The sequence below is a fragment of the Brevundimonas sp. FG128 genome (genome assembly GCF_057809775.1).
In genome coordinates, this window is record NZ_JBMDKP010000003.1 from 485,837 (window position 1) to 505,655 (window position 19,819).

Here is a 19,819-nt window from a genome sequence, read left to right on the forward strand (position 1 = left end):
TTCGTGTCCGAATGGCGGTGGCTTAAAGCGAGGCGCGCGTCCGGGTCGTGGCGATCAGGCGGTTGTATTCGCGTTCGGTCATGCAGCGCGGCCGGCTCCAGGCCTCGCCGGCCTCGCGGGCGGCCACGGTCTCGCGGGCGGTGACGAACACGGGCGAAACGCCGTGCTCGCGCTCATAGGCGCGGCGGGTGGCGACATCGGTTCGACAGATCATCACCGACTGGCGCGCGACCGCGCGTTCGGTCCGGGGTTGCTCGGCCAGGGCGGGGGCGGCGGCCGCCGCGAAGGTCAGGGCGATCAGGGCAGGCGTGGCGAAACGGGTCATCAGGGCATCCTCCATGGCCTGAATTAAGATCAGGACTCTGACGAATTATGCGCCACAAATCTCATTTGTAAAGATTATGCGACAAACAAGCGTCAAATCGGTGACTGACGATGGGATTGCGCCGCGACGGCGCCAAACCGCCGCTGGCGCGTTCCTTCTGGCTGACGGAGCGGGATGATTGTCCAAATCACTGAAATGGCGAGAGATGTTGTCCGGCGTGCGCGAGCGGGCCTTGGTCCCGGCGGGCGCGCGGGCGCGGGTCTGGCGCGACTGGGTCCGCGATAACGATCCGGTTTACGCCGCCGCGCGCCGCCCGGGATCGGCCGAGAAATGGGCGGCGGCCGTCACCCTGCTGCTGATCGCGGCGGTCCTGCTGTTCCTGGCCCTGTTCGACTGGAACATGCTGCGCGGCCCCATCGGCCGGTGGGCCTCGGCGAAATACGACCGCGAGATCGCCCTGACCGGAGACCTTGACGTCGATCTGTTCAGCTGGACGCCGTCCACCGTCGTGCGCGGCCTGAAGGTCGGTGGGCCCGACTGGGCGCGTGAGAGCGACACCGCCGACATCGACGAGATCCGCGCCTCGGTGCGGCTGCGCAAACTGCTGGCCGGCCAGATCGAGATGCCCTTGCTCAGCTTCACCCGCCCCCGCGTGGTGCTGATCGCGACCAAGGACGGAAAGAAGAGCTGGGAGTTGAACCCCAACGACCCCGACACCGGCGAGGGGATGAAACTGCCCGTCATCCAGCAGTTGATCATCACCGACGGGGTTCTGTCCTTTGACGAACAGCGGCGCGGCCTGACGCTGGAAGCGGCCGTCAATGCGCGCGAAGCGGCGGGCGGCGACGCCGGCTTCCTGCTGGACGGCCAGGGCACGGTCAACGGTTCGCCCCTGACGCTGAAGGTCCAGGGCGGGCCCTTCATCAATATCCGTCGCAACCGGCCCTATCAGTTCGAGGCCGTCGTCAGCGGGGCCGGCTCGTCCCTGACGGCCAAGGGCGCCATCACCCGCCCGTTCGATCTGGGCCGGTTCGATGCGACCCTGACGATGGAAGGGCGGGACCTGTCCGACCTCTATCTGCTGACAGGCGTGACCCTGCCCAATACGCCGCCCTATCGCCTGTCGGGCGCGCTGAACCGCAACGAGCGGGTCTGGACCTTTAAGGATTTCGACGGCCGCGTCGGCGCGTCTGACCTGTCGGGCGAGGTGCGAGTGGATTCGGCCGAACGCCTGCGGGTGGACGCCCAATTGACCTCGCGGCGGCTGGACATCGACGACCTGGCCGCCGTGCTGGGCGCGCGGACCCGCACCAATGCGGCGGCGACGGACACCGAGGCGCCGGTGGCGGTGGGCGGCAAGCTGCTGCCCGATGCGCCGCTGCAGACCGAACGCCTGCAGACCATGGACGGCACCCTGACCTATCGCGCCGCCTCGGTGAAGGCGAATGAGTTCGATGTTCGCGCCGTGAACCTGGGCGCCGATCTGAAGGACGGCATACTGAAGCTCGACCCGATCAGCTTCAACTTCAACCGGGGCGAGATGAACGGCACGGCGCGGATCAACGCCACCAAGGCCACGCCCTACAGCACGGTCGATCTGCGGCTGGCCGGCTATCCGCTGGAATCGATCATCCCGGCGCGCAACGGTTCGGTCCCCCTGAGCGGCCGCGCCCTGGGCCGGGCGAAGCTGGAGGGGCCGGGCGCCTCGATCCATGACTTCGCCGCCGCCTCCAAGGGCTCGCTCAGCCTGGTGGTGCCCAATGGCCAGATGCGGGCGGCGTTTGCCGAACTGCTGGGCATCAACGCCAGCGCGGGTCTGCTGAAGCTGCTCAGCGGCGACCAGTCCACCAGCCAGATCCGCTGCGCCGTGGCCGATTTCACCGTCAGCGGGGGCACGGCGACGGCCCGCACCTTCGTCATCGACACCGACGTCGTCCTGGCCCAGGGCAAGGGCACGATCAACCTGGGCGCCGAGACGCTGAACCTTCGGATTGACGGCGACTCCAAGAAGCCGCGCCTGCTGCGCCTGTGGGCGCCGATCACGGTGTCCGGCCCGCTGACGGCGCCCAAGGTCGGGGTGGACGTGCGCGAGATGGTGTCGCAGGGCGGGCTGGCGGGCCTGCTGGGCGCGGTGGTGGCGCCGGTGACGGCCCTGTTCGCCTTTGTCGATCCGGGCCTTGCCGAGGACGCGAACTGCGGCCAACTGATCGCCGGCGCCCGGTGAGCCGAAACGGCCGCGCAGACGTATTGAGCCTGATGGAACGCATGACATGACACGCCGGGGCCTGTTCGCGCCCGCCCTGGGCTTCTTCGCCGCCGCCTGTTCGCCGCTGGGCCTGCTCAACGCCCTGGGACCGCGCGATCCGGGCGTGCGGCGGGTGGCGCGCGACCTCGCCTATGGCGACGATCCGCGCCAGCGGATGGATATCTACGCTCCCACGGCGCCGGGACCCTATCCGACGCTGGTCTTCTTCTATGGCGGCGGCTGGGATTCGGGATCGCGGGACCAGTATGGCTGGGCCGCGCAAGCCCTGGCGGCGCGCGGTTTTGTCGTGGCCTTGCCGGACTATCGCGTCGTGCCCCAGGTGGTCTTCCCGGCCTTCATCGAGGACGCCGCCGCCGCGACGGCTAAGGCGGCGGAGGTTGCGGGTCAGTACGGCGGCGACCCTGACCGGATGGGCGTGCTGGGCCATTCGGCGGGCGCGCATCTGGCCATGATGATCACGCTGGACCGGCGCTATATGGCCGCCGTCGGCCGGCCCGACCTGATCAAGGCGGCGGCGGGCCTGGCGGGGCCTTACGACTTCCTGCCGTTCGACGTGGCGGCCTCCAAAAACGCCTTCGGCCGGGCGCCCGACCCGACCCTGACCCAGCCGGTCACCTTCGTACGCCCCGACGCCCCGCCCATCTGGCTGGGCCACGGCACGGCGGACACGGTGGTCCACGACGAGGACACGGTCATTCTGGACGAGCGGATGCGGGCGGTCGGCGGACGCTCGGAGGCCAAACTCTATCCGGGCCTGGATCACGCCGACCTGATCGCGACCTTCTCGCCCCTGTTCCGCAAGAAGGCGACGATCCTGGCCGATGTGACGGGGTTCTTCCACCACCAACTGGGCTGATCAGGTTTTCAAGAAGGTGGTGCGGGCGGCCGGGGTCGAACCGGCACTCCTTTCGGAACAGGATTTTGAAGCCGGTCTAAGCGGTCTTTTTGCCGTTGTTTTCGCTGGCCTTTTCGTCGTCGCACGCCTCTGGTGTGGCGTATGCGTGACGTAGCGCCGTGCGAAGGTCGTCCCGCGATGTATGGGCGTAGCGCATGGTGGACTGGATAGCCTCGTGGCCCAGCAGTTCCTTCACGCTGGCCAGATCGCCCTTGCTGAGGCGCAGCAGCATGGTCCCAGCATGGTGACGCGCGTCGTGGGCGGGGCGGGCGTTGATGCCGGCGCGATCAAGGGCGAGGTCAGACGCCGACTGGAAGCCGCGCCAATGGATCGGGCGCAGGCTGCCGTCCTTCATTTCGCGGAACCACGGCGTCGTCAGTTGCTCGGACGCCGGCCGTCCGACGTTGAAGGCGCGAGCGCGGCCGATGCGGGCGCGCATCTCCCTGGCGTCCTCGTCCAGCAGGGCGACAACGTGCGGCCCGTTCTTGCGGTCGCGGGTGTAGATATCCATCCCGGCCGGGCTGTCGTGGATCGCTTCGTCGAAGTCGAAAAACGCCTCGCGCAGCCGGACGCCGTAACGCAGCATGAAGCGCAGGATGGGGCGGTGCCAGTGGGGCATGTGCGCCGCCCAGGCGTCGATCTGCTCGTCCGTGAACCAGATGACCACGCCGCGCGGCTCGGACAGGCGCAGGTCCGACCAGGGGATGTCCTTGACCTTGGCCTCAAGGTTGCGGCTGGCGTAGCGGATGATCGGGCGCAGGGTGCTGTCGATCAGGTCGCGGTTGATGGTGCTGTTGGTGGGCAGCTTGCCCGTGTCCTTGCGGTTCTTGCCGCGAAGGATGGGTTCGAAGCGCCGGGCGTTCATTGCCTCGGTGATGGTGCGCGCCCCAATCTCCGCCAACGGCGTCGCGCCGGGGATATGGCGCAGCAGTATCCGAATGCGGCGCGCGGTGTTGACGGCGTCCTTGCGTCCCGCCTTGCGGGCGGCGAACCAGAGGTCCGTCGCCTCCTCTAGCGTGAGGGGTTTATATAGATCTCCCAAGAGCGCGGCGTCGTATTCGCGGCGTTCGAGTTTGACGGCGACCTCTTTCGACCGCGCGCCCGTGGACCCACGGAACCGCTCGCCTTTGACGGTGAAGTCGTACCACCAGATGTCGCCGCGCTTATAGACGGGCACGTCAGAGCCTCCAGATAGGCGTTGAGATCGTCGCGCCGGATGCGCCACGTGCTGCCGATCTTGCCGGCGCGCAAGGAACCACTCGCGATCAGACTCCGCAAGACGTGCTCGCCAACCTGTAGTTCGGCGCAGGTCTGAGCGAAGGTCAGGACGGCCGTCATCGCGTCACCGCCGCCCCTGCCGATAGCCCATGTCAGCAAGCATGGCGGCGACCAGATTCCAGATGTGGAAGTCGTGACGACGCCAACCGCGCACCTCGCCGCGTTTGGACACCCGCCCCTTGTCCAGGGCGGCGGTGTCGCGCCCGATGAAGGTCTCGCCCTGGTAGTCACCGAGGCGGGAGTTGGCGATGGTGGCGCGGCCGTCGTTGGCGATGTGCATGCGCGCCAGTTCGGTCTTGCGGCCGTCGATCGCGCTCCAAAGTTCGACGCGAACGACGATCATCAGTCGCCCTCCCCATCATAGGTTTCCCGGTCTCGTTGCAGTGAGCGCTGGGTTAGAAACTCATCGTCTTCGGCGAGCTGCTGTGCAGCGGTCGCTTTCAGGGCGCGGTATGCCGGGTCGTTGTGAGACTGGATGCCGACCGGCAGGAACCATGCGCCCGAGAACTCGTCTCCGTAGGGGCTATAGTTGGGCGACACCCTGACCAGTTGAGGGTGATCCACCCTTACGCCGGGCGCTGCCCGAACAGCGATTATCGTCGTGGGCTTGTTCGTGTTAGGACACCACGTCCTGCAATGGTCCATGACGGAAGGAACGTGCCACCAGACCTCGTCGCCGACGTTGAACCTCTCTGAATGCGTCATCTACTTCCGCTCCGCTTTCAGGGCGGCGATGGCTTGGTCGATGATCCATTTGTCCTCGCCTAGCGCCTCGAACGAATAGCCGTGCAAGGGGGTGTCGCTGGCGTTCGTCTTCGAAATCCAAGCCGCCATGTGCTGGATATGTTGGTTTGCAACGTCCAAGGCCTGCGACCCGGCCTCCAGGGTTTTTCGAAGATTGGCCGCTTCGAGGACCGCCGCCTCACACCGCTCGGCCATATCCCGTGCGTGTTGCTGCCAAGTCATGGGCCAAAGCGGGCCGCAGCCATTCGGGCAGGGCTCGGTCTTGTTGTCGCCCGGTCCCGTCGTTCCGGCGCGGACGTAGAGATTAGTCCTGACCAACACGAAGCCGCATTTGGCGCAGCGCATCATGCCGGGAATGAAGCTGCGATCTCGGCCCTCTGCTGTCTGCCCGGACGCTTCGCCAGCAGGGTTGAGGGCGTCCATTTTCTGCGAGAATGAAAACGCTGTCTCGGCCTGTTCAATGATCTCAGCCGCCGTCCAGATGTCCTTGTGCAGGCCCGGACGGTCGGTCGGGATGCCCCTGCCAAGGCGCTCGGCTTCCTTGCGTAGGAGCGGAACCAATCGGGTGCTCTCGCAGTGAAACGCCAAAACGCTCACCGGACCGGGTGTCGAGGCCTGCGTCATGCACCTGCCTCCCACTTTGCAGATGGCAGGCTATCCCAACGATAGGTGCGGCCTTGGGCGTCAGGCAGGACTTCGCCGGTTCCCAAATCGACGACCGGCGAACCTTCGAGGCAGGCAGCGTGGCATGGCCCCATGTCTACGTCTGTGGCGCAGAGGTCAGGGCCTTTGATGGCCTGACCGCAGATGTCGCAATGACCGTCCTTGATCGTGCGCGACTCAAGGTGCGTCAGGGCGATGCAGCCCGACACGCCGTCCAGCCATGCGACCGGCGTATGTCCGCCGAGGAGTTCAGCCGGGGCGCGCAGGATGCAGGCGATGGGGTTATCGCCCTTGGGGCCTTTGTAGGCCCAGAACGCGTCGCCGATCGCGTGGCGGGCGTTGAAGTCATCGACGATGGTTTTGGTCACAGCAGGCGCTCCTTGCCGGTGAGGATGAGGATCAGTTGGTGGAGGAAGGTCAGGATCACGGCCGCGCTCCGGCCTCGATCAGTTCGGCGACCGTGATCTCGAACAGGTCGGCGAGGCGGCGCAGCGGGACGCCGGCGGTGCGGTAGGCGTTGATCCAGGCGAGCAGTCGCGGGTGGCGATCGGGGATCGGGTCGAAGGTGCGAACGGCGTTCGTCATCACGCCCGCCCCGCCTTGCGATCGGCCTCGATGCGGGCTTCGCGCAGGGCGCTGGCCGGGCTGTCGCCCTTGCCGGTGACGCTGAGGCCGCCGTGGGTGGTGAGGTGGAAGTCGGGGCTGGTCAGGCTGGCGATATACTGGCCGCCCATCTTGCGCATGTTCCAGCCCCAGCCGGGGTGAAGCGCCTCGACCAGGGCGACTTCCTCAGCCAGAACTTCGGACGGCGGCGGGCCGTCCATGACCAGGCGCCAGAGCGAGGCCTTGTCGGAGACGTGGCTGAACACCGCGCCTGTGGACATGCCCATGCGTTCGGCGATGTCGCGGATGCCGACGTCGAAATAGCCGACGTTCTCGAACAGGAAGCGCCCCTCGGTCTTCAGCTTTGCGAGGCTGCGTTCCTTGGCCAGCTGGCGACGGTTCTTGGTCGGCGCGGCATCGGCGTCGATGATCGCGGCGGCGGTCATGCGGCGGCCCTCAGGGCGGCGAACAGGCGACCGGCCCAGACGGCCTGGTGGCGGGCGTCGTCCAGGGCGTTGTGGTGGGTGCCGATGCGCAGAGGCTCTTCGGCCTGGGCGATGTTCTTCAGGGTGCGGAAGCAGCGGCTGTTGTTGTAGGACCATGGCTGCATCTTCCGCGTGATGGCGTAGAGGTGGATCAGGATGGCCGGGTCGAAGTCCGCGCCGTTGCCCCACACCTTGACGCTGTGCAGATTGCCATGGTCGCGAAGCCAGTCGGTGAAGGTGTCCAGCACCTCGCCCAGCCCCATCGGCGCCGTCTCGACGTCCGTCAGGATCTGGCGGGCCTCGGGGGATTGCCTGTCCCACCAGGCCGCCGTCTCGGGGTCTTCATGCAGCCCCAGGGCGCGGCACGACCCGATATTGATGACGGCCTCGAACTGTTCGCCTAGGCGTCCCGTGATGGGGTCCCAGAAGACGGCTCCAAGAGAGAGGACGACGCAGCCGACGCGCGTGCCCTTGGTTTCCATGTCGATCATGACGTCGTTCATCGTCGGGGTCCTTATCGGGTGGTGACGGGCTGGCCGTCCTCAGGCGTGGAGGGGCGGCGGCCGTCTTCCGGCGTCCGGGGCGGTGTGATGGGCGAGGCGGGTTCAGGCGGCGGCGGCGCGTCGGTCGGCTTTTCGTAAGCATCGCCGCAGAAGGGGCAGAAGCTGGCGATGGCCACGGGCGGCTGGCCCCGCTTCTTGCTGTCGATCTTCTCGCTGCCGATGACGGCTCGCGGCGTTCCGAACAGGGTGGTGACAAGGTGGCCGTTACGTTCGGCGAGTCGGGCGTTCATTGTCCGGATGCAATCGCAAGGCATCAGTTCGCCCCTCCGCCAAGACCCATCCTCGCCGCCAGTTCAGCGCGATTCCGGGCGAAGTTGGGCGCCTGCATCGGATAGTCCGAGGGCAACCCCCAGCGGGCGATGTAGTCCTCGGGGCTGAGGTCGTAGCGGGTGCGCAGGTGGCGCTTCAGCGACTTGAAGCGGCGACCGTCCTCCAGGCAGACCAGATAGTCCGGCTGGATCGACTTGCGGATCGGCACGGCCGGATTGTCGGGCGCCGACACCTGGGAAAGGTCGATGTCCGTCGTCAGCGGAGGTGCAGCGTCGCCGCCGAACACGACGCGGCAGGCCCATGCGACCAGCATGCCGATGGCGCGGGACCGGTCGTCCGGCATGGTGCGGTCGATGTCGATGAAGGCGAGGGCTTCGACCTTGCCGTTGACCAGAGCGGTCAGGCCGCCGTCGCCGTCCTCTTCGAACGGGCCGGTGACGCCCAGACGCCGCATCAGGTCCATGGCCGCCGCTTCGTCCGGCTCTTCGTCGTCGTTGTGGTAGAAGCTCTGGACCTCGCCCAGCAGGGCGATATCCGCCGCGACGGCTTCAGCGTCTCGACCGAAGTCGTCGCGGTCGTCGTCTGCGTCCTGCTCGTCCTGCTGGGCGGCCTCGGGCGCAGAGGCGGGGCGAGACTCGGTCTCCAGCCATCCGGTGAAATAGTCCTGCCCCTCGGGCGGGAGAAGCGAACCCGTGACGGGCTGAAGCGCGACGCCCTGGCTGAGCATGTTGGGCGGCAGATAGTCGCCCAGGAAAGCGACACCCTTGTCGGTCAGCGCTGCAAGGGTCGGCTGGCCATACTTCTGATGCACGACTCGGATCAGCCCGGCCTTGGTCAGTTCGGCGAAAGCGGGGTCAGTCCAGTAAGCCCCGATCGGCGCGCCGTATCGCGCCCAGGCGCCGGGGAGATCGGATGACGACAGCGGACGTTCAGGATCGTGGGCGCCGTCGATCGGCTTGGGCGCGAGCTTGATCTTGATGGTCAGTTCTACCAGTGCGAGGCGGGCAAGGGCGGTCAGTTCGACGGGTTGATCAGGGACGGGCGTGACAGGGGCTGATCCGCCGCTGTTGGCAGCGGGCGTCGGGTCGATGCCCGCTGCGCGACGGGCCTCGGCGGCCCGGCTGGCGTTGTGGTAATCGACGCCGTTGACGACGTGTTCGCCCGTAGGCGCAGTCGGGTTGTCGAGCCAGCGACGCAGCGCCCCTGACATCCGGTGACTAAGATGGCCTTCCACCCGCGAAGTCGCTGAGGCCAGAGCGGCTTCGCGCGACGGATAGGCGTCCATATGTGCGCCCCAAACGCCGTTCAGTGTCGAGCTGAACCCGCTGGTCGAGTCCTGACAGCTGGACCCCGAAACCCACAGGTCACTGCCTTTGAGCTTCGCGACTTGAACGCTGGCGCGGACCCGCGTCAGCTCATGGCTGAAGCTCCATACCTCTTGGGTCAGCCCGTCGAGCCAAGCTGCGGCTTCATGGACGTTGGCGGCTCGCCATTCCGGCGGCACGCCGCCATCGGTCACTTTCAAGGCCGGGCGAACATCCTGATCCTCAAACATCGGCAACTGATCGGGATCGGCTTCGACCGACGGCTGAGCGTCGGCGGCGTAGGCACCGCGCCGCAGGACGCGGTCGCGGAAACCGTCCCACGAGCCGGCGCGGTGATAGTCGGCGATCTGGTCCGGCGTAGCCTCGCGGGCGATGCGCAGCTTGTCCGTGACGTCTTTCGCGCCGTTCTTCTTGGTCTCGCTGAGACGGCCGGTGCGGCGAGCAACCTCGGCCCCGCTCCAACCCGTCGCCTCCGCCAGTCGCAGCAGCTGCTGCGCGTCATCCCAAGGCGAAAGGTCCTCGCGAGCGCTGTTCTCGACGATGGTGATCAGGATGGCTGTGGCGTCATCCGCTTCACGCTCCACAAACGGCAACCCATCCCGCAAAGCCTCCGGCAGGCCGACGCCTCCGGTGCGGTGGAGAGCGGACGCGAGCGCGCCGTCGCCTAACGCGCCGGACAACATCGCCGTCGCCCGCCAGCGCCGTTCGCCCGCAAGGATGGTGCGAACGCCGTTCGCGTCCGGATGGGTGAGCGTTAGTGGCTGGATGATGTCGCCAAAGCCGACGATGGCGTCGATCATGTCCAGAACGCTGGCGACACTGATCTCACGGTTGGCGGGGTTGCGGCGGATCTTAGCAATAGGCCAGCGCGTCGCGATCGCTGCGCCGTCGCCATTGGACGCCACGCCTTCGGCGACGTCGATGCCGTGCAGGACCTGACGACCGAGATCGGTGAGGGTGGGGCGCTCGGCCTCGGGGCGCAGGATCAGGCCTTCGCTTTCGAGCGCCTTCATCGTCTTGCGCAGGTTGGACGGGTCGCGGCCGAACTCTGTCGCCAGGGCGGTGTGGGACTCGATCGGGTCGTCGCCGGCGATGCGGCGCAGCACGTCGGCATGGGTGAAGGCGGTCGCGGTCATTGAACCGTCCCCACGATTTCACACCGCGCGCCCTGTTCGTCGTTCAGGAACTTGATCCGCAACCCCGGCAGGTCTTGGACGCATGCGAAAAAGAGCGGGCCGTCGTCGGTGTCTATGCAGTCCGTTGCGTCGGCGATGGTGCTGGCGGAGTGTTCAACATCCCAGCCCTGACCGCCCTCTTCCCAGCGCAGGAAGAAAAGCGAGGTGCCGTCAGGCACGGCCTCAACCGCTTCCCAATCGCCGTTGCGCCACTCGACACGGATGTCGCCCAGCACCTTCAACGCACTAGCGTCATACTCTTGACCGTGAGCTTCGGCCGCGTCCCGGCTATAGCTGTCGTCAGGCTCTGAGAGCCATTCAGCCCACCCTTCCAGCGACGGCTCGCAAGGGATGATCTCATCATTCCACGGTTCGAGGTAGTAGAGGGTGGTCACTGCGCGTTCTCCAGTTCGAACTGGGCCGCGTCGGGCGCGGGCATCCAGAGTTTGAGGCGGTTGAGGTAGGGGGCAGGCGACGCGCGACCGGCGAGGACGGTCAGGTCGGCGACGGTGGCGTCGGCGAGGGCGGCCATGCGGCGGGCGTGTTCACGGGCGCGGGGCGCGGCGTTGTTGCGGATGACCAGACGCCGCTGGCGCTCGGCCTCGGCCTTGGCCCAGCCGATCTGGCGGATCAGGCGCGGGGTCATGACTTGCGGCGCTTCAGATTGGCCGCACCGACGGCGATGACGGCGTCGATGAAGGCGTCGAGGTCCATGCCGTAGACCAGTCCGACGCGGCGCCCGCCGATCATCAGGTGGAAGGCCTCGGGGTCGGGATCGCCGGGGAAGACGGCGTCGAACTCGGCGTCCAGCGCGCCAGGGAAGACGCCCAGGGTGCGAGCGGCCTTGCGCACGACATCCGCAGGGGCGGGGCCGTGGGGCGCGTCGAGGATTTCGAGGCGGCTGGAGGCGCAGACGCCGGGGTTAAAATCGATCAGCACGGACGGGCTGTCCAGTTGCTCGGACAACGACAGGAAGCGTTCGGCGGCGGGCTGAAGCGTGCGGACGGCTGCGGCGGCCATCAGAGACCGGCCTGGGTCAGGGCAGTCAGGAAGGCGACGACGACGGTGCCCCAGACCAGAACCCAGAGGCCGTCGCGCACCAGGCGCAGCAGCGGCAGGATCAGCGGGGTCACGGTCGGGCGCGACGGTCCCCATTCGACACCTGCCCACGGGGCAGGGTAATGGAAGGGCTGTGAAGTTTGACGTTTCATCATCATGCTCCGTCGCCGCATCGGTGCGGCGTCAGGGCATAGTCAGACATCATGTCATGACGTTATGTCAATACAGATTGTCAGGCGTAGAACGCCGTCATGCGCGCTAACTTCGCGGCAAGTCTGCTGGGAGGGGTGAAGTGATCGACGAAAAAGACCTGGAGATCGCCCGACTTAAGGGCCGACTGGAGGTCGCCGAAGGCCGACGCCCGAGCGTTGCCATTGGCACGCTCAAGGTCGTGGGAACGCTGGTGGTTCTGTCGCTCGCCGTCATCGCGGCGCTGGTCGCTTTCGGGTCTGCAAACCCACGCCGAACCTATCCGGAGCGTCTGGAGGTTTGGCGCAAGGAGATCGATCGCATCTGCGAGGTTCGAAGAACAGGATCTGAAGATGCGCGAGACGCTTGCGTCGTCCATCTGCGTCAGACCCGACCGGTGCCTGACGCCTGAAGCGGCTAGTTTCTGCCGACGACGGTGTGGATGGCTTCGATTTCGTCGATGCCGACCTGAATGTCCTGGTCCGGGTTCAGCTGGTGCAGGGTGATCGTCTTGTGATCACGCCCGACGTAGCGCTTGAGCAGGCCTTCGCCTTCCTTGGTGACGACCACGCAATCCTGATCGCGTGAAGGCCAGCGGTTCGGCGCCAGGTAGACCATTTCCCCCGGCTCGTATCGGGGCGACATGCTGATGTCGTTGACTTCCAGCGCGAACGCTTCTCGCACGTGCTGTTGGGCGGGGTGCATGGGCACATAACCTCTCAGGTTCTGCTCCGCGAGGGTCAGGCGTCCTTCTGACGCTGCACCCACGTAGCCGTAGAGAGGAATCATATTGGGTCCAGCCACGACGATTCCGGACGTAGGGGCTTGCAACTGCATGCCGGCCTCGCCCAACCACTGATCGATCTTGATCCGTTCGTGATACTGGATGCGGCGCTTGCCGTTGAAGATCCGATTGACCTGAGAACTGTCGAGACCCAGCAGCCGGCCGAGATCGGCGCGGGTCTTGCCCTGTTCGGACATTCGGTCGGCGATATGCGTTAGGTCAGCATCCATACGGTGGATATCTGACAGAACGTCATGACGTCGTCGTTGACGTTGATCTCGAATCACGGGCTTTGTCTGTCCTGACAAAATGTCAGGACGATATGTCATGCCCGAACCCGGTTGTCACGCCCTAGCTTCCACCGCCTCGACCGAGAGCGCCAAGGACGCGCGCGACCTGATCCTGCGCATCCTGCTGGTGCGCCGCATTTCCCGCTGGTGCGACGTCAGCGAGTCCGCCGTCCATCAGTGGCTGCATCGCGGCACGGAGCAAGCGCCTGTCCCCGTGGCGCGCGTTCCGGTGATCGCCGGAAACGCCGCTGCCGAAGGCTTGGACTTCGACGTCGGGCTGTTGTGGCCCGCGATGGCGGGAACGCCCGCCGCCGCATTCAAGACGATCGTCGCGAACGCCGTTCGTGAGCCTGCGCAATGACGCCGGGTCATCGCTATCGCGGCGCAGGGTCGCGCAAGGTCAAGGCTCCGGTCGTGCCGTCGGAAACCCACGTCAAGCAATGGCGCAAGCTGGTCGCTAAGGCGCGCGCGGTGGCGGATGCGCCGCTGTCGGACGCCGTCGGCTTCGTCCAGGCGGCGGAGAAGGCGGGAAGCTGCGTCGCGCCGGTCGGGCATCGCGGCGAGAGCAGCCCCTTCATGAAGCTGGTCCGGCTGGGCAAGCGGTTCCTGCTGCTGACCGGCGTGCAGCGGCAGGAAGAGGCCGAGCAGATCGGCGAGTGGGCCGAGACGATCTCGCTGGCGCTGGACCAACTGGGCCAGCCCGCCGCCCGCCCCTACGCCGGGGACTGACATGGCCCCGCGCGTCATCGGCCCTCAACACCCCGTTCCGTCCGGCCCGCCTGCAGTCAAGGGGCCGCACCCCGGCGACGCCGCCGGCGAAGCCTTCGTGCGCGACTATGTGATGGCCGGACGTCGCCGTCGCGTCAGCTGGCAGAACCTGGCGCATCAGCTGGGCCGCGCGGAATGTGACCTGCGCAACGACTATCAGGGCCTGTTCGGCTGATGCGCGCCCGAGACGCCAAGGTCCGGGGATGCCTGTCCAAGTCGCGGTTCAGCGACGAAGCGACGGCGCGCGCGGTGGCGATGCATATGCTGTCGTCAGGCATCATCACGACCAAGCGGGCGTGGGTCTATCAATGCGGTTCCGAGTGCCGGGGCTGGCACATCACCTCGTCGTCCAGCGGCAACTATCGCGCCGCCTCGGTGCGGGCGGACAATCCGTGGGTCGCGCCGGAGTTTCCGGCATGACGATGCGCCTGACCGGACCGTCAGCAGGGGGGGGCACGGCGCAACTGCGCGCCTGGCTGGAATATGTGGCGCAGACGGCCATCGACTGGCTGGACCTGCTGGACCGCCCGACCGAGGACCTGGAAGACGACGAGACGGAGACGCCGTCGTGACCGGCATGATCTTCGATGCGCCGGGTTCGCCGCGCAATGCCCGGGCCGTGATGGCGCACCGCGATCCCGACGCGGACGACGTCGATTTCTTCCCTACGGCGCCCTGGGGCGCGCGGGCGGGCGGCGAGATCATCCGCCTGTTCGATCCCACGGCCCGGACGTGCTGGGAGCCGGCGTGCGGGCCGGGGATGATGGTCCATGCCCTGCGGGACTATTTCGACATCGTCCACGCCTCGGACGCCTATCTGTATGACGGCAACGTCATCCACGACTTCGTCGGCGACGCGCCCAGCCCCTATGTCGCGGACTGGATCGTCACCAATCCGCCGTTCGCGCCGTGCGAGGCTTTCATCCGCCGGGCCTATGCCGAGGCGCGGCGGGGCGTGGCCATGCTGCTGCGGACCGGCGTGCTGGAAGGGCAGGGGCGTCACCGGCTGCTGTATGCCGACTGCCCCCTGACGGCCGTGGCGCCGTTCAGCGAACGCCTGCCGATCCTGAAGGGCCGGTATGATCCGGAGACGTCGTCGGCCGCCTTCTACAGCTGGTTCATCTGGGTGAAGCCGACGCTGCGCCCGCAGCGGTTCATGGCGCGGGTCGGCGGCGTCTATCGCCCCGCCGTGGTCGACATCGCGCCGGGCGCACGGGCACGGCTGTTTCGCCAGAGCGATCTCCAGTTTGCCGCTTCGGGGATCAAATCGTGATCCGCCCTTACCCTCTCATGGAGGCGAGGGTGGTCAGCAGCAGCAGCCGCTTCGTTGACGATGTTGTCCTTCAGCTCCGGGCCTCGACGAACTTCGCTGATCCTAAGCGAGTGGCTATCTCCAAACACGTCTTCATATTCGACGACCGAGAAAACCTGGACGCCTCGGTCGCCCATCTGGAAGCTGTGGCGGAGCGGTTCTGTCAGGCTTTGCGAGAAGATGACGCGAAAGCTAGCGGTTCCGCCCGGCATGATGTCGGGAACATTGGCCCACTCGAAATCGTCGGGGATCCGGATTTCCGGACGGTCCATATCGCCAGCAGGAATGTTCCGAACACTCATACGTCGGATGTTGAGAGCCGGCGTCGCGCCGAAGTTTTTGTAACGGTAAAGGACGCGCACGGGGTGCCCCTCAATGATGGGGTCCACCAACGTTTCCAAGATGCCGAGATAGGCGCGAAGCTCTCGCTTCGCGGTGTTCTGCTGATCTCGAAGGGCGTCCTGAGTGACCCTGACGGACCTCGCGGTGAGGGCGATTGTCAAGAACAGTCCGACTGTGCCGAACACGGTCAGGACGACTTGCAGTTTCGTGAGGTCGGCCATGCGGTCGGCCGCCACGCGCATGCCGATCTGCGCCTGGAGGTCTGCAACCTCTCGCGCCTTCTGCTCCGCTGTAGGGGCGGCCTTGGCCTGTCCACAAAGCGCCAAGCCGAGAACAGCGGCCGCGATCAGTCGTTTCATAAGTCCCTCCGTCGGGCCGTAAAGCACAACCCGACGCTGAATGCGAACGGCGTTCGCATCGGGGCAGCGGCATGACCGAGTCGATGTTCGATATCGCCAAGCGCGAGGTCAGTCTGGACGCCGTGGCGGGCCGGTATGTGAAGCTGCGCGGGCCGGACAATAATCGGCGCGGGGCGTGCCCCTGGTGCTTCCCCAAGCGGGCGCTGGCGGGCGGCGGATCGACGTTCCAGGCCAAGCTGGGCAAGCGGACGTGGCGGACCTTCTGCTGCGGCAAGTTCGGCGACGTGGTCGATCTGTATTGCGAGATGGAGCGGGTCGCGCCGGTCGAGGCGGTGCGCGATCTGGTTGGGTCAAGCGCCCTGCCTGCGCCTAATCCGCGTGCGCAGCCGGCGTCGCCGGAGGTGGTCGAGGGGCCGTCGCTGGCGGATCGGATCGCCATCGACCTGTGGAAGACGGCCCAGCCGTTCGCCGGATCGCTGGGTGAGAAATATCTGCTGGGGCGCGGCATCGCGCCGGAAGTGGTCAAGGCCGCGTCGGGGAATCTGCGGTTTCACCCGCGCGCCCAGCGGTGCTGGGACGACGTGAAGCGGCGGTGGATCTTCGCGCCCGCCATGCTGCTGCTGGTCGTGGTGTGGGACGTGGAGAAGGCTCGCGCCGTGGCGACGGGCGGCATTCACGCCACCTATCTGACCCCCCAGGGCAAGAAGGCCGCAGGCGAGGACGCCAAGCGGATGTGGGGGCCGCAACAGCGTGACGGCCGTCCGGGCGGGGCATGGCTGATCGGGCCGGGCTGCGACGGCGTGGATGGTCCGGAAACGGCGACGGCGGAGGGGGCGGAGAACGCCCTGTCGCTGGCCTCGCTGGAGTTTCGGCGCAGCGGCCGGATCATCCGCACCTGCGCCGCCCTGTCGCTGGGCCGGCTGCAAGGCGGGGTGTTGCGCGACAACGAAGGGCGGATCGACCCGTATGATCCGCAGCCCGATCCGAAGGTCCCGCCCTTCGTGTGGCCCGGCCTGGGCGCCGTGCTGATCGGCATCGATCGCGACATGAAGCCGGTCCAGGTCAAGGCCGTGACCCCGCGCGGCCGGACCTCCCACTACTGGCTGGAAGCGGAGGCGAGGGCGCGACTTTGCGCGCGCCTGGCCTGCGCCGCCTGGGCCGCCGTCGGCGCGACGCCCCGGCCCGTCTGGCCCAGCAAGAACTCCGATCTGAACGATGACCTGCGGCGCGTGATGGCGCTGTCGGGTCAGCCCCTCAAGTCCAAGCGTGCCGCATGACCGAAGCCGAACCGATCGACTATCTGGGCCAAGCCCCCGACGACAGCGAGAAGATGCTGGGGGCGTTTCCGAACCCGGACGTGACGATGTCGCCCGTCGTGCCCCTGGGGTTCGACGGCGGGCGGGTGATCTTCGCCATGCCGGAAGGCGAGATCCGCAAAGAGATCGCCGCCAAGATCGGCGGCATGCTGAGAACGGACATCTTCGCCTGTCAGGCGGGGCAGTCGTTCCTGTCCTACTGGCGCGACAAGGACGACAAGTTCCAGCGCGAGCTGGCGGCCGTCTGGTTCAACCGGGCCTGCCGCGACGCCGGCAAGTGGGATGCGAACCGGCCGATGCGGTCGCTGGGCGTCTGGCCCGGCGGCGACGGCGGCGTGGTGCTGCATCGGGGCGAAGAGATCATCCTTTATCGGTATGACGGCACGACCGTCAGCCGCACGATCGCAGAGGCGTTGAAGGTCAAGCGTGGGCCGTTGTATCAGCTGCGCCCCCCGGCCCCCGAGGCGGGAGAGCCTTTGTCCAGGCGGCATGGCCGATGGATCAGGCGGCAGCTGGACTGGTGGCGGTTCGAAGCGATCGGCGACGACGGTCTGACCGGGGCGGACGTGGTCGCGGGATGGCTGATGGCGTCCCTGCTGGGGGCGGCGGCGCCGTTCCGGGGGCACGTCCTGATGCATGCGCTTCAGGGGTCGGGCAAGACGACCTTCCTGGAGTTCTGCCATGGGCTGCTGTCGGCGCTGGCCGGGGACATCGTGTCCAGCTTCTCGGAGGCCGGATTCCGGGCGGATGTCTCGGGCATGGCGCGGCCCCAACTGGTGGACGAAGCCGAGGCGGGCGGGTCGGACGGGCCGGGCGCGGTCGAGCAGGTGCTGAACCTGCTGAGGCTGATGACCACGGGGGCGGGCGCGCGGCGGGTCCAGAGCGACAGCGCCGGCGGGACGATGACCCAGACGGCCGTGGGCTGCGTGATGATGGTGGCGATCACGCCCGCGAAGATGGATGCGGCCCTGGCCTCGCGTGTGGCGGAGTTGCGGTTGATGCCGCTGACCGGGACGGACCTCGCGCCCAATGCGCCCCAGCCCCGTTTGGCCAGCCGACGACAGCTGGGCCGGATCATCCGCCATTCGCAGCGCCTGGCCCCGCATCTGCTGGGGCGGGCGCTGACGCATGCGGGGCGGTATCGCGACGATGTCGCCTCGATCGTGACGGCCCTGGTCGAGCAGGGAGAGGAACCGCGCAACGCCGATCTGATCGCCATGCTGGCGGCCGGCCGGCGGCTGCTGCTGGAGGATGAGCCGCTGACGGCGGCGACGGCCGTGCTGGAGGCGGCGCGGTGGCGGCCGCTGCTGGAGCATCGTCAGGCCCGAGAGGTGGTGACCAATGTGGGGGCTGAGGCGCTGGCGCACCTGATGGGCTGGGACAGCCGTCAGCATCGGGGGGACCGCCACGTCACCCTGGGCGAGGTGATCAAGACCCACGTGATCGACCGCACCTGGCAGGACGAGGTGCTGAAGGCGCACGGGCTGAGGATCTTCGAAGGGCCAGCCAAGGACGGACGGTCCGGGCCATGGCTGCTGGTCTGCAACAATCACCCGGTGCTGGATCGCATCTATGGGAAGACGCGCTGGGGCGATTACCGGACTGCGCTGGAATACCTCGACGCCATGGGGCCGGAATACCGGACCTGGGCCGCCAAGCCGCTCTCGTTCGGCGTGGGGATCAAGCAGCGCTCCCTGGCCATCCCCCTTACCCCCTGGATGGAGAAGGCCTCTCGGCGTTCCGAGGGCGTTCCGTCAAGCGTTCCGGGTGAAGTCTATGAATAGGCAGCGGAAAGCGGCGTCCGGAACGGTCGGAACGGTCGGAACGCCAAAATGGACTCCCCGGCGAGCGCACAGGCAGGCAGGCACACGACGCCACAGGTGCGTTCCATGCGTTCCATGCGTTCCCCCTCTCTCTAATCTTAAGACAATCAATAAGTTAAATAGGAACAGGGGCCGGAACGCCGTGGAACGGTCGCTCCGGCAGGGGGGCGGCGCATGTCTGTGATGTCCAATCGTCAGCGCAGGCTGGCCCGCAAGGCTTCACGCCAAGCCGAAGCTGCCCGTCCGCAAGTCGGGGCCGTGGTCGAACAGGCCGTGGTCATCAGCGACATCGTCGATGGCGATGTGATCGGCGCGGCCTATCTGCGCGAGGAAGCCGCCGCCAAGGCCGCTGTCCAGGACGCCGAACGCGAGGCGGTCTCTCGGGGTGAGAAGCTGACGGCGACGGACCGTCGCGACATCCGCGCCGAATACGGCGTCTCCCGGCTGACGGGGAAGGATGCGCCCGCCGCCTATCGGATGCGCAGCCGGGATGGCCTGACCTCGGCAAAGGACACCGGCGTCATCACCGCCGCCCAGCACAAGGCCGGGCTGGCCTATCGCCTGTGCTTTGAGGCGCAGGCGGGCGGGCTGAAGTCCGCACTGGCCAACGCCGGGATGATCGGCGGCGGACGGTCGGCGGCCGAAGGTCTGGCGATGCGCAGCCCGGCCGCTCTCCAGCAGGCCTACCTGATGGGGCGGTTGCGCGGCATGGAGGCTGGCGCGTCCGACCTCGAACTGATGGTCTTGCGTGCTGTGGCTGGCGAGGGGCTGACGCTCCGGTCGCTGGGAACGGGCGGTCAGGCCAAGGCTGCCAACCGCAAGGCGCTGGTCTCCGCTCTCGACCGTATCGAAGGGGGCTTGCGAATCACGGCCCACTAAGTTCACAAACCACCTACCGCTTGAACTGCGCCAATGACCCGCCCGACACCTACGTCGAGGCGGGTTTTTCGTGGCCGCATCCCCGAAAAGCTGAACCCGATCAGTC

The 19,819-nt window shown here is 67.1% G+C and carries 28 protein-coding genes and 1 pseudogene; 12 read left to right on the top strand and 17 right to left on the bottom strand.

The annotated features are described in order from the left end of the window. Positions 1 to 22: 22 nt before the first annotated feature. Positions 23 to 325, bottom strand: coding sequence for a hypothetical protein (locus ACODSC_RS10890; protein ID WP_488813923.1), 303 nt, complete (start codon positions 323 to 325; stop codon positions 23 to 25). 178 nt (positions 326 to 503) lie between these two features. Here ACODSC_RS10890 and ACODSC_RS10895 point away from each other — a divergent pair, with 178 nt between their 5' ends. Both ACODSC_RS10895 and ACODSC_RS10900 read left to right on the top strand, forming a co-directional pair. After that, on the top strand, positions 504 to 2,549 hold the full coding sequence (locus ACODSC_RS10895; RefSeq protein WP_488813925.1) for an AsmA family protein: 2,046 nt from the start codon (positions 504 to 506) through the stop codon (positions 2,547 to 2,549). Positions 2,550 to 2,595: 46 nt separating this feature from the next. Continuing rightward, a complete protein-coding gene (locus ACODSC_RS10900) occupies positions 2,596 to 3,447 on the top strand; it encodes an alpha/beta hydrolase (protein ID WP_488813926.1) in 852 nt (283 codons plus the stop codon). Positions 3,448 to 3,523: 76 nt separating this feature from the next. On the opposite strand, the gene ACODSC_RS10905 is transcribed toward ACODSC_RS10900, so the two are convergent. The 14 genes and pseudogenes from ACODSC_RS10905 to ACODSC_RS10970 all read right to left on the bottom strand — a co-directional run bounded on the left by ACODSC_RS10905 (position 3,524) and on the right by ACODSC_RS10970 (position 11,803). Beyond that, positions 3,524 to 4,663, bottom strand: coding sequence for a tyrosine-type recombinase/integrase (locus ACODSC_RS10905; protein WP_488813927.1), 1,140 nt, complete (start codon positions 4,661 to 4,663; stop codon positions 3,524 to 3,526). A 17-nt stretch (positions 4,664 to 4,680) separates the two neighbouring features. Further along, positions 4,681 to 4,824 (bottom strand): annotated as a pseudogene (locus ACODSC_RS10910) (helix-turn-helix domain-containing protein); the annotation flags it as partial. 4 nt (positions 4,825 to 4,828) lie between these two features. Further along, positions 4,829 to 5,107, bottom strand: a complete 279-nt coding sequence (locus tag ACODSC_RS10915) for a hypothetical protein (protein WP_488813928.1) — start codon at positions 5,105 to 5,107, stop codon at positions 4,829 to 4,831. 362 nt (positions 5,108 to 5,469) lie between these two features. After that, positions 5,470 to 6,132, bottom strand: a complete 663-nt coding sequence (locus ACODSC_RS10920) for a hypothetical protein (RefSeq protein WP_488813929.1) — start codon at positions 6,130 to 6,132, stop codon at positions 5,470 to 5,472. Continuing rightward, positions 6,129 to 6,539: a hypothetical protein gene (locus ACODSC_RS10925; RefSeq protein WP_488813930.1), complete on the bottom strand. Its 411-nt coding sequence runs from the start codon at positions 6,537 to 6,539 to the stop codon at positions 6,129 to 6,131. The genes ACODSC_RS10920 and ACODSC_RS10925 overlap by 4 nt, the downstream gene beginning before the upstream one ends. A 55-nt stretch (positions 6,540 to 6,594) precedes the next feature. Next, positions 6,595 to 6,756 (bottom strand): hypothetical protein, encoded by a 162-nt coding sequence (locus tag ACODSC_RS10930; RefSeq protein WP_167762482.1) that lies wholly within the window; start codon positions 6,754 to 6,756, stop codon positions 6,595 to 6,597. Further along, complete coding sequence (locus ACODSC_RS10935) at positions 6,756 to 7,220, bottom strand: TetR/AcrR family transcriptional regulator (RefSeq protein WP_488813931.1); 465 nt, start codon at positions 7,218 to 7,220, stop codon at positions 6,756 to 6,758. The genes ACODSC_RS10930 and ACODSC_RS10935 overlap by 1 nt, the downstream gene beginning before the upstream one ends. Then, positions 7,217 to 7,762 (bottom strand): 3'-5' exonuclease, encoded by a 546-nt coding sequence (locus ACODSC_RS10940; RefSeq protein WP_167762481.1) that lies wholly within the window; start codon positions 7,760 to 7,762, stop codon positions 7,217 to 7,219. Before ACODSC_RS10940 ends, ACODSC_RS10935 begins: the two co-directional genes overlap by 4 nt. Positions 7,763 to 7,773: 11 nt before the next feature. After that, a complete protein-coding gene (locus tag ACODSC_RS10945) occupies positions 7,774 to 8,052 on the bottom strand; it encodes a hypothetical protein (RefSeq protein ID WP_488813932.1) in 279 nt (92 codons plus the stop codon). Positions 8,053 to 8,075: 23 nt separating this feature from the next. Continuing rightward, entirely contained in the window at positions 8,076 to 8,447 is a 372-nt protein-coding gene (locus ACODSC_RS10950; RefSeq protein ID WP_488814064.1) for a Ros/MucR family transcriptional regulator, read from the bottom strand. A gap of 2,102 nt (positions 8,448 to 10,549) precedes the next feature. Next, positions 10,550 to 10,987 (bottom strand): hypothetical protein, encoded by a 438-nt coding sequence (locus ACODSC_RS10955; RefSeq protein ID WP_488813933.1) that lies wholly within the window; start codon positions 10,985 to 10,987, stop codon positions 10,550 to 10,552. After that, positions 10,984 to 11,238: a hypothetical protein gene (locus tag ACODSC_RS10960; RefSeq protein WP_488813934.1), complete on the bottom strand. Its 255-nt coding sequence runs from the start codon at positions 11,236 to 11,238 to the stop codon at positions 10,984 to 10,986. Before ACODSC_RS10960 ends, ACODSC_RS10955 begins: the two co-directional genes overlap by 4 nt. After that, positions 11,235 to 11,612 (bottom strand): hypothetical protein, encoded by a 378-nt coding sequence (locus tag ACODSC_RS10965; protein WP_488813935.1) that lies wholly within the window; start codon positions 11,610 to 11,612, stop codon positions 11,235 to 11,237. Before ACODSC_RS10965 ends, ACODSC_RS10960 begins: the two co-directional genes overlap by 4 nt. Continuing rightward, a complete protein-coding gene (locus tag ACODSC_RS10970; protein WP_488813936.1) occupies positions 11,612 to 11,803 on the bottom strand; it encodes a hypothetical protein in 192 nt (63 codons plus the stop codon). The genes ACODSC_RS10965 and ACODSC_RS10970 overlap by 1 nt, the downstream gene beginning before the upstream one ends. Before the next feature lie 140 nt (positions 11,804 to 11,943). Here ACODSC_RS10970 and ACODSC_RS10975 point away from each other — a divergent pair, with 140 nt between their 5' ends. Then, positions 11,944 to 12,252 carry a hypothetical protein gene (locus ACODSC_RS10975; protein ID WP_488813938.1) on the top strand — a complete coding sequence of 103 codons (309 nt, stop codon included), beginning with the start codon at positions 11,944 to 11,946 and terminating at the stop codon, positions 12,250 to 12,252. A gap of 5 nt (positions 12,253 to 12,257) precedes the next feature. On the opposite strand, the gene ACODSC_RS10980 is transcribed toward ACODSC_RS10975, so the two are convergent. After that, positions 12,258 to 12,821 (bottom strand): LexA family transcriptional regulator, encoded by a 564-nt coding sequence (locus ACODSC_RS10980; protein ID WP_488813939.1) that lies wholly within the window; start codon positions 12,819 to 12,821, stop codon positions 12,258 to 12,260. Positions 12,822 to 12,951: 130 nt separating this feature from the next. Between ACODSC_RS10980 and ACODSC_RS10985 the strand changes: the two genes are divergently transcribed. From ACODSC_RS10985 to ACODSC_RS11010, 6 genes are read left to right on the top strand one after another with little or no spacing between them, the layout of a single operon-like run. Next, complete coding sequence (locus tag ACODSC_RS10985; protein WP_488813940.1) at positions 12,952 to 13,275, top strand: hypothetical protein; 324 nt, start codon at positions 12,952 to 12,954, stop codon at positions 13,273 to 13,275. Beyond that, positions 13,272 to 13,643 (top strand): hypothetical protein, encoded by a 372-nt coding sequence (locus ACODSC_RS10990; RefSeq protein ID WP_488813942.1) that lies wholly within the window; start codon positions 13,272 to 13,274, stop codon positions 13,641 to 13,643. Before ACODSC_RS10985 ends, ACODSC_RS10990 begins: the two co-directional genes overlap by 4 nt. Position 13,644: 1 nt before the next feature. Beyond that, positions 13,645 to 13,857 (top strand): hypothetical protein, encoded by a 213-nt coding sequence (locus tag ACODSC_RS10995; protein ID WP_488813944.1) that lies wholly within the window; start codon positions 13,645 to 13,647, stop codon positions 13,855 to 13,857. Continuing rightward, on the top strand, positions 13,857 to 14,102 hold the full coding sequence (locus ACODSC_RS11000; RefSeq protein ID WP_488813945.1) for a hypothetical protein: 246 nt from the start codon (positions 13,857 to 13,859) through the stop codon (positions 14,100 to 14,102). The genes ACODSC_RS10995 and ACODSC_RS11000 overlap by 1 nt, the downstream gene beginning before the upstream one ends. Further along, positions 14,099 to 14,254 (top strand): hypothetical protein, encoded by a 156-nt coding sequence (locus ACODSC_RS11005; RefSeq protein ID WP_167762477.1) that lies wholly within the window; start codon positions 14,099 to 14,101, stop codon positions 14,252 to 14,254. Before ACODSC_RS11000 ends, ACODSC_RS11005 begins: the two co-directional genes overlap by 4 nt. A gap of 5 nt (positions 14,255 to 14,259) precedes the next feature. Further along, complete coding sequence (locus tag ACODSC_RS11010; protein WP_488814065.1) at positions 14,260 to 14,955, top strand: hypothetical protein; 696 nt, start codon at positions 14,260 to 14,262, stop codon at positions 14,953 to 14,955. Here ACODSC_RS11010 and ACODSC_RS11015 read toward each other — a convergent pair. Next, a complete protein-coding gene (locus tag ACODSC_RS11015) occupies positions 14,859 to 15,695 on the bottom strand; it encodes a hypothetical protein (protein WP_488813946.1) in 837 nt (278 codons plus the stop codon). The genes ACODSC_RS11010 and ACODSC_RS11015 overlap by 97 nt on opposite strands. Before the next feature lie 71 nt (positions 15,696 to 15,766). On the opposite strand from ACODSC_RS11015, the gene ACODSC_RS11020 reads away from it, so the two are divergent. The 3 genes from ACODSC_RS11020 to ACODSC_RS11030 all read left to right on the top strand — a co-directional run bounded on the left by ACODSC_RS11020 (position 15,767) and on the right by ACODSC_RS11030 (position 19,713). After that, complete coding sequence (locus ACODSC_RS11020; RefSeq protein WP_488813947.1) at positions 15,767 to 16,972, top strand: DUF7146 domain-containing protein; 1,206 nt, start codon at positions 15,767 to 15,769, stop codon at positions 16,970 to 16,972. Next, complete coding sequence (locus tag ACODSC_RS11025; protein ID WP_488813949.1) at positions 16,969 to 18,795, top strand: hypothetical protein; 1,827 nt, start codon at positions 16,969 to 16,971, stop codon at positions 18,793 to 18,795. Before ACODSC_RS11020 ends, ACODSC_RS11025 begins: the two co-directional genes overlap by 4 nt. Before the next feature lie 213 nt (positions 18,796 to 19,008). Continuing rightward, complete coding sequence (locus ACODSC_RS11030; protein ID WP_488813950.1) at positions 19,009 to 19,713, top strand: hypothetical protein; 705 nt, start codon at positions 19,009 to 19,011, stop codon at positions 19,711 to 19,713. Positions 19,714 to 19,819: the final 106 nt, after the last annotated feature.

Bases quoted from the DNA above. Each gene is read 5' to 3' on its own strand.
- ACODSC_RS10890 (WP_488813923.1), bottom strand. From the start codon at position 325: ATGACCCGTTTCGCCACGCCTGCCCTGATCGCCCTGACCTTCGCGGCG.
- ACODSC_RS10900 (WP_488813926.1), top strand. From the start codon at position 2,596: ATGACACGCCGGGGCCTGTTCGCGCCCGCCCTGGGCTTCTTCGCCGCC.
- ACODSC_RS10915 (WP_488813928.1), bottom strand. From the start codon at position 5,107: ATGATCGTCGTTCGCGTCGAACTTTGGAGCGCGATCGACGGCCGCAAG.
- ACODSC_RS10920 (WP_488813929.1), bottom strand. From the start codon at position 6,132: ATGACGCAGGCCTCGACACCCGGTCCGGTGAGCGTTTTGGCGTTTCAC.
- ACODSC_RS10930 (WP_167762482.1), bottom strand. From the start codon at position 6,756: ATGACGAACGCCGTTCGCACCTTCGACCCGATCCCCGATCGCCACCCG.
- ACODSC_RS10935 (WP_488813931.1), bottom strand. From the start codon at position 7,220: ATGACCGCCGCCGCGATCATCGACGCCGATGCCGCGCCGACCAAGAAC.
- ACODSC_RS10940 (WP_167762481.1), bottom strand. From the start codon at position 7,762: ATGAACGACGTCATGATCGACATGGAAACCAAGGGCACGCGCGTCGGC.
- ACODSC_RS10945 (WP_488813932.1), bottom strand. From the start codon at position 8,052: ATGAACGCCCGACTCGCCGAACGTAACGGCCACCTTGTCACCACCCTG.
- ACODSC_RS10960 (WP_488813934.1), bottom strand. From the start codon at position 11,238: ATGACCCCGCGCCTGATCCGCCAGATCGGCTGGGCCAAGGCCGAGGCC.
- ACODSC_RS10965 (WP_488813935.1), bottom strand. From the start codon at position 11,612: ATGGCCGCCGCAGCCGTCCGCACGCTTCAGCCCGCCGCCGAACGCTTC.
- ACODSC_RS10970 (WP_488813936.1), bottom strand. From the start codon at position 11,803: ATGAAACGTCAAACTTCACAGCCCTTCCATTACCCTGCCCCGTGGGCA.
- ACODSC_RS10980 (WP_488813939.1), bottom strand. From the start codon at position 12,821: ATGTCCGAACAGGGCAAGACCCGCGCCGATCTCGGCCGGCTGCTGGGT.
- ACODSC_RS10985 (WP_488813940.1), top strand. From the start codon at position 12,952: ATGCCCGAACCCGGTTGTCACGCCCTAGCTTCCACCGCCTCGACCGAG.
- ACODSC_RS10990 (WP_488813942.1), top strand. From the start codon at position 13,272: ATGACGCCGGGTCATCGCTATCGCGGCGCAGGGTCGCGCAAGGTCAAG.
- ACODSC_RS10995 (WP_488813944.1), top strand. From the start codon at position 13,645: ATGGCCCCGCGCGTCATCGGCCCTCAACACCCCGTTCCGTCCGGCCCG.
- ACODSC_RS11000 (WP_488813945.1), top strand. From the start codon at position 13,857: ATGCGCGCCCGAGACGCCAAGGTCCGGGGATGCCTGTCCAAGTCGCGG.
- ACODSC_RS11005 (WP_167762477.1), top strand. From the start codon at position 14,099: ATGACGATGCGCCTGACCGGACCGTCAGCAGGGGGGGGCACGGCGCAA.
- ACODSC_RS11010 (WP_488814065.1), top strand. From the start codon at position 14,260: ATGATCTTCGATGCGCCGGGTTCGCCGCGCAATGCCCGGGCCGTGATG.
- ACODSC_RS11015 (WP_488813946.1), bottom strand. From the start codon at position 15,695: ATGAAACGACTGATCGCGGCCGCTGTTCTCGGCTTGGCGCTTTGTGGA.
- ACODSC_RS11020 (WP_488813947.1), top strand. From the start codon at position 15,767: ATGACCGAGTCGATGTTCGATATCGCCAAGCGCGAGGTCAGTCTGGAC.
- ACODSC_RS11025 (WP_488813949.1), top strand. From the start codon at position 16,969: ATGACCGAAGCCGAACCGATCGACTATCTGGGCCAAGCCCCCGACGAC.
- ACODSC_RS11030 (WP_488813950.1), top strand. From the start codon at position 19,009: ATGTCTGTGATGTCCAATCGTCAGCGCAGGCTGGCCCGCAAGGCTTCA.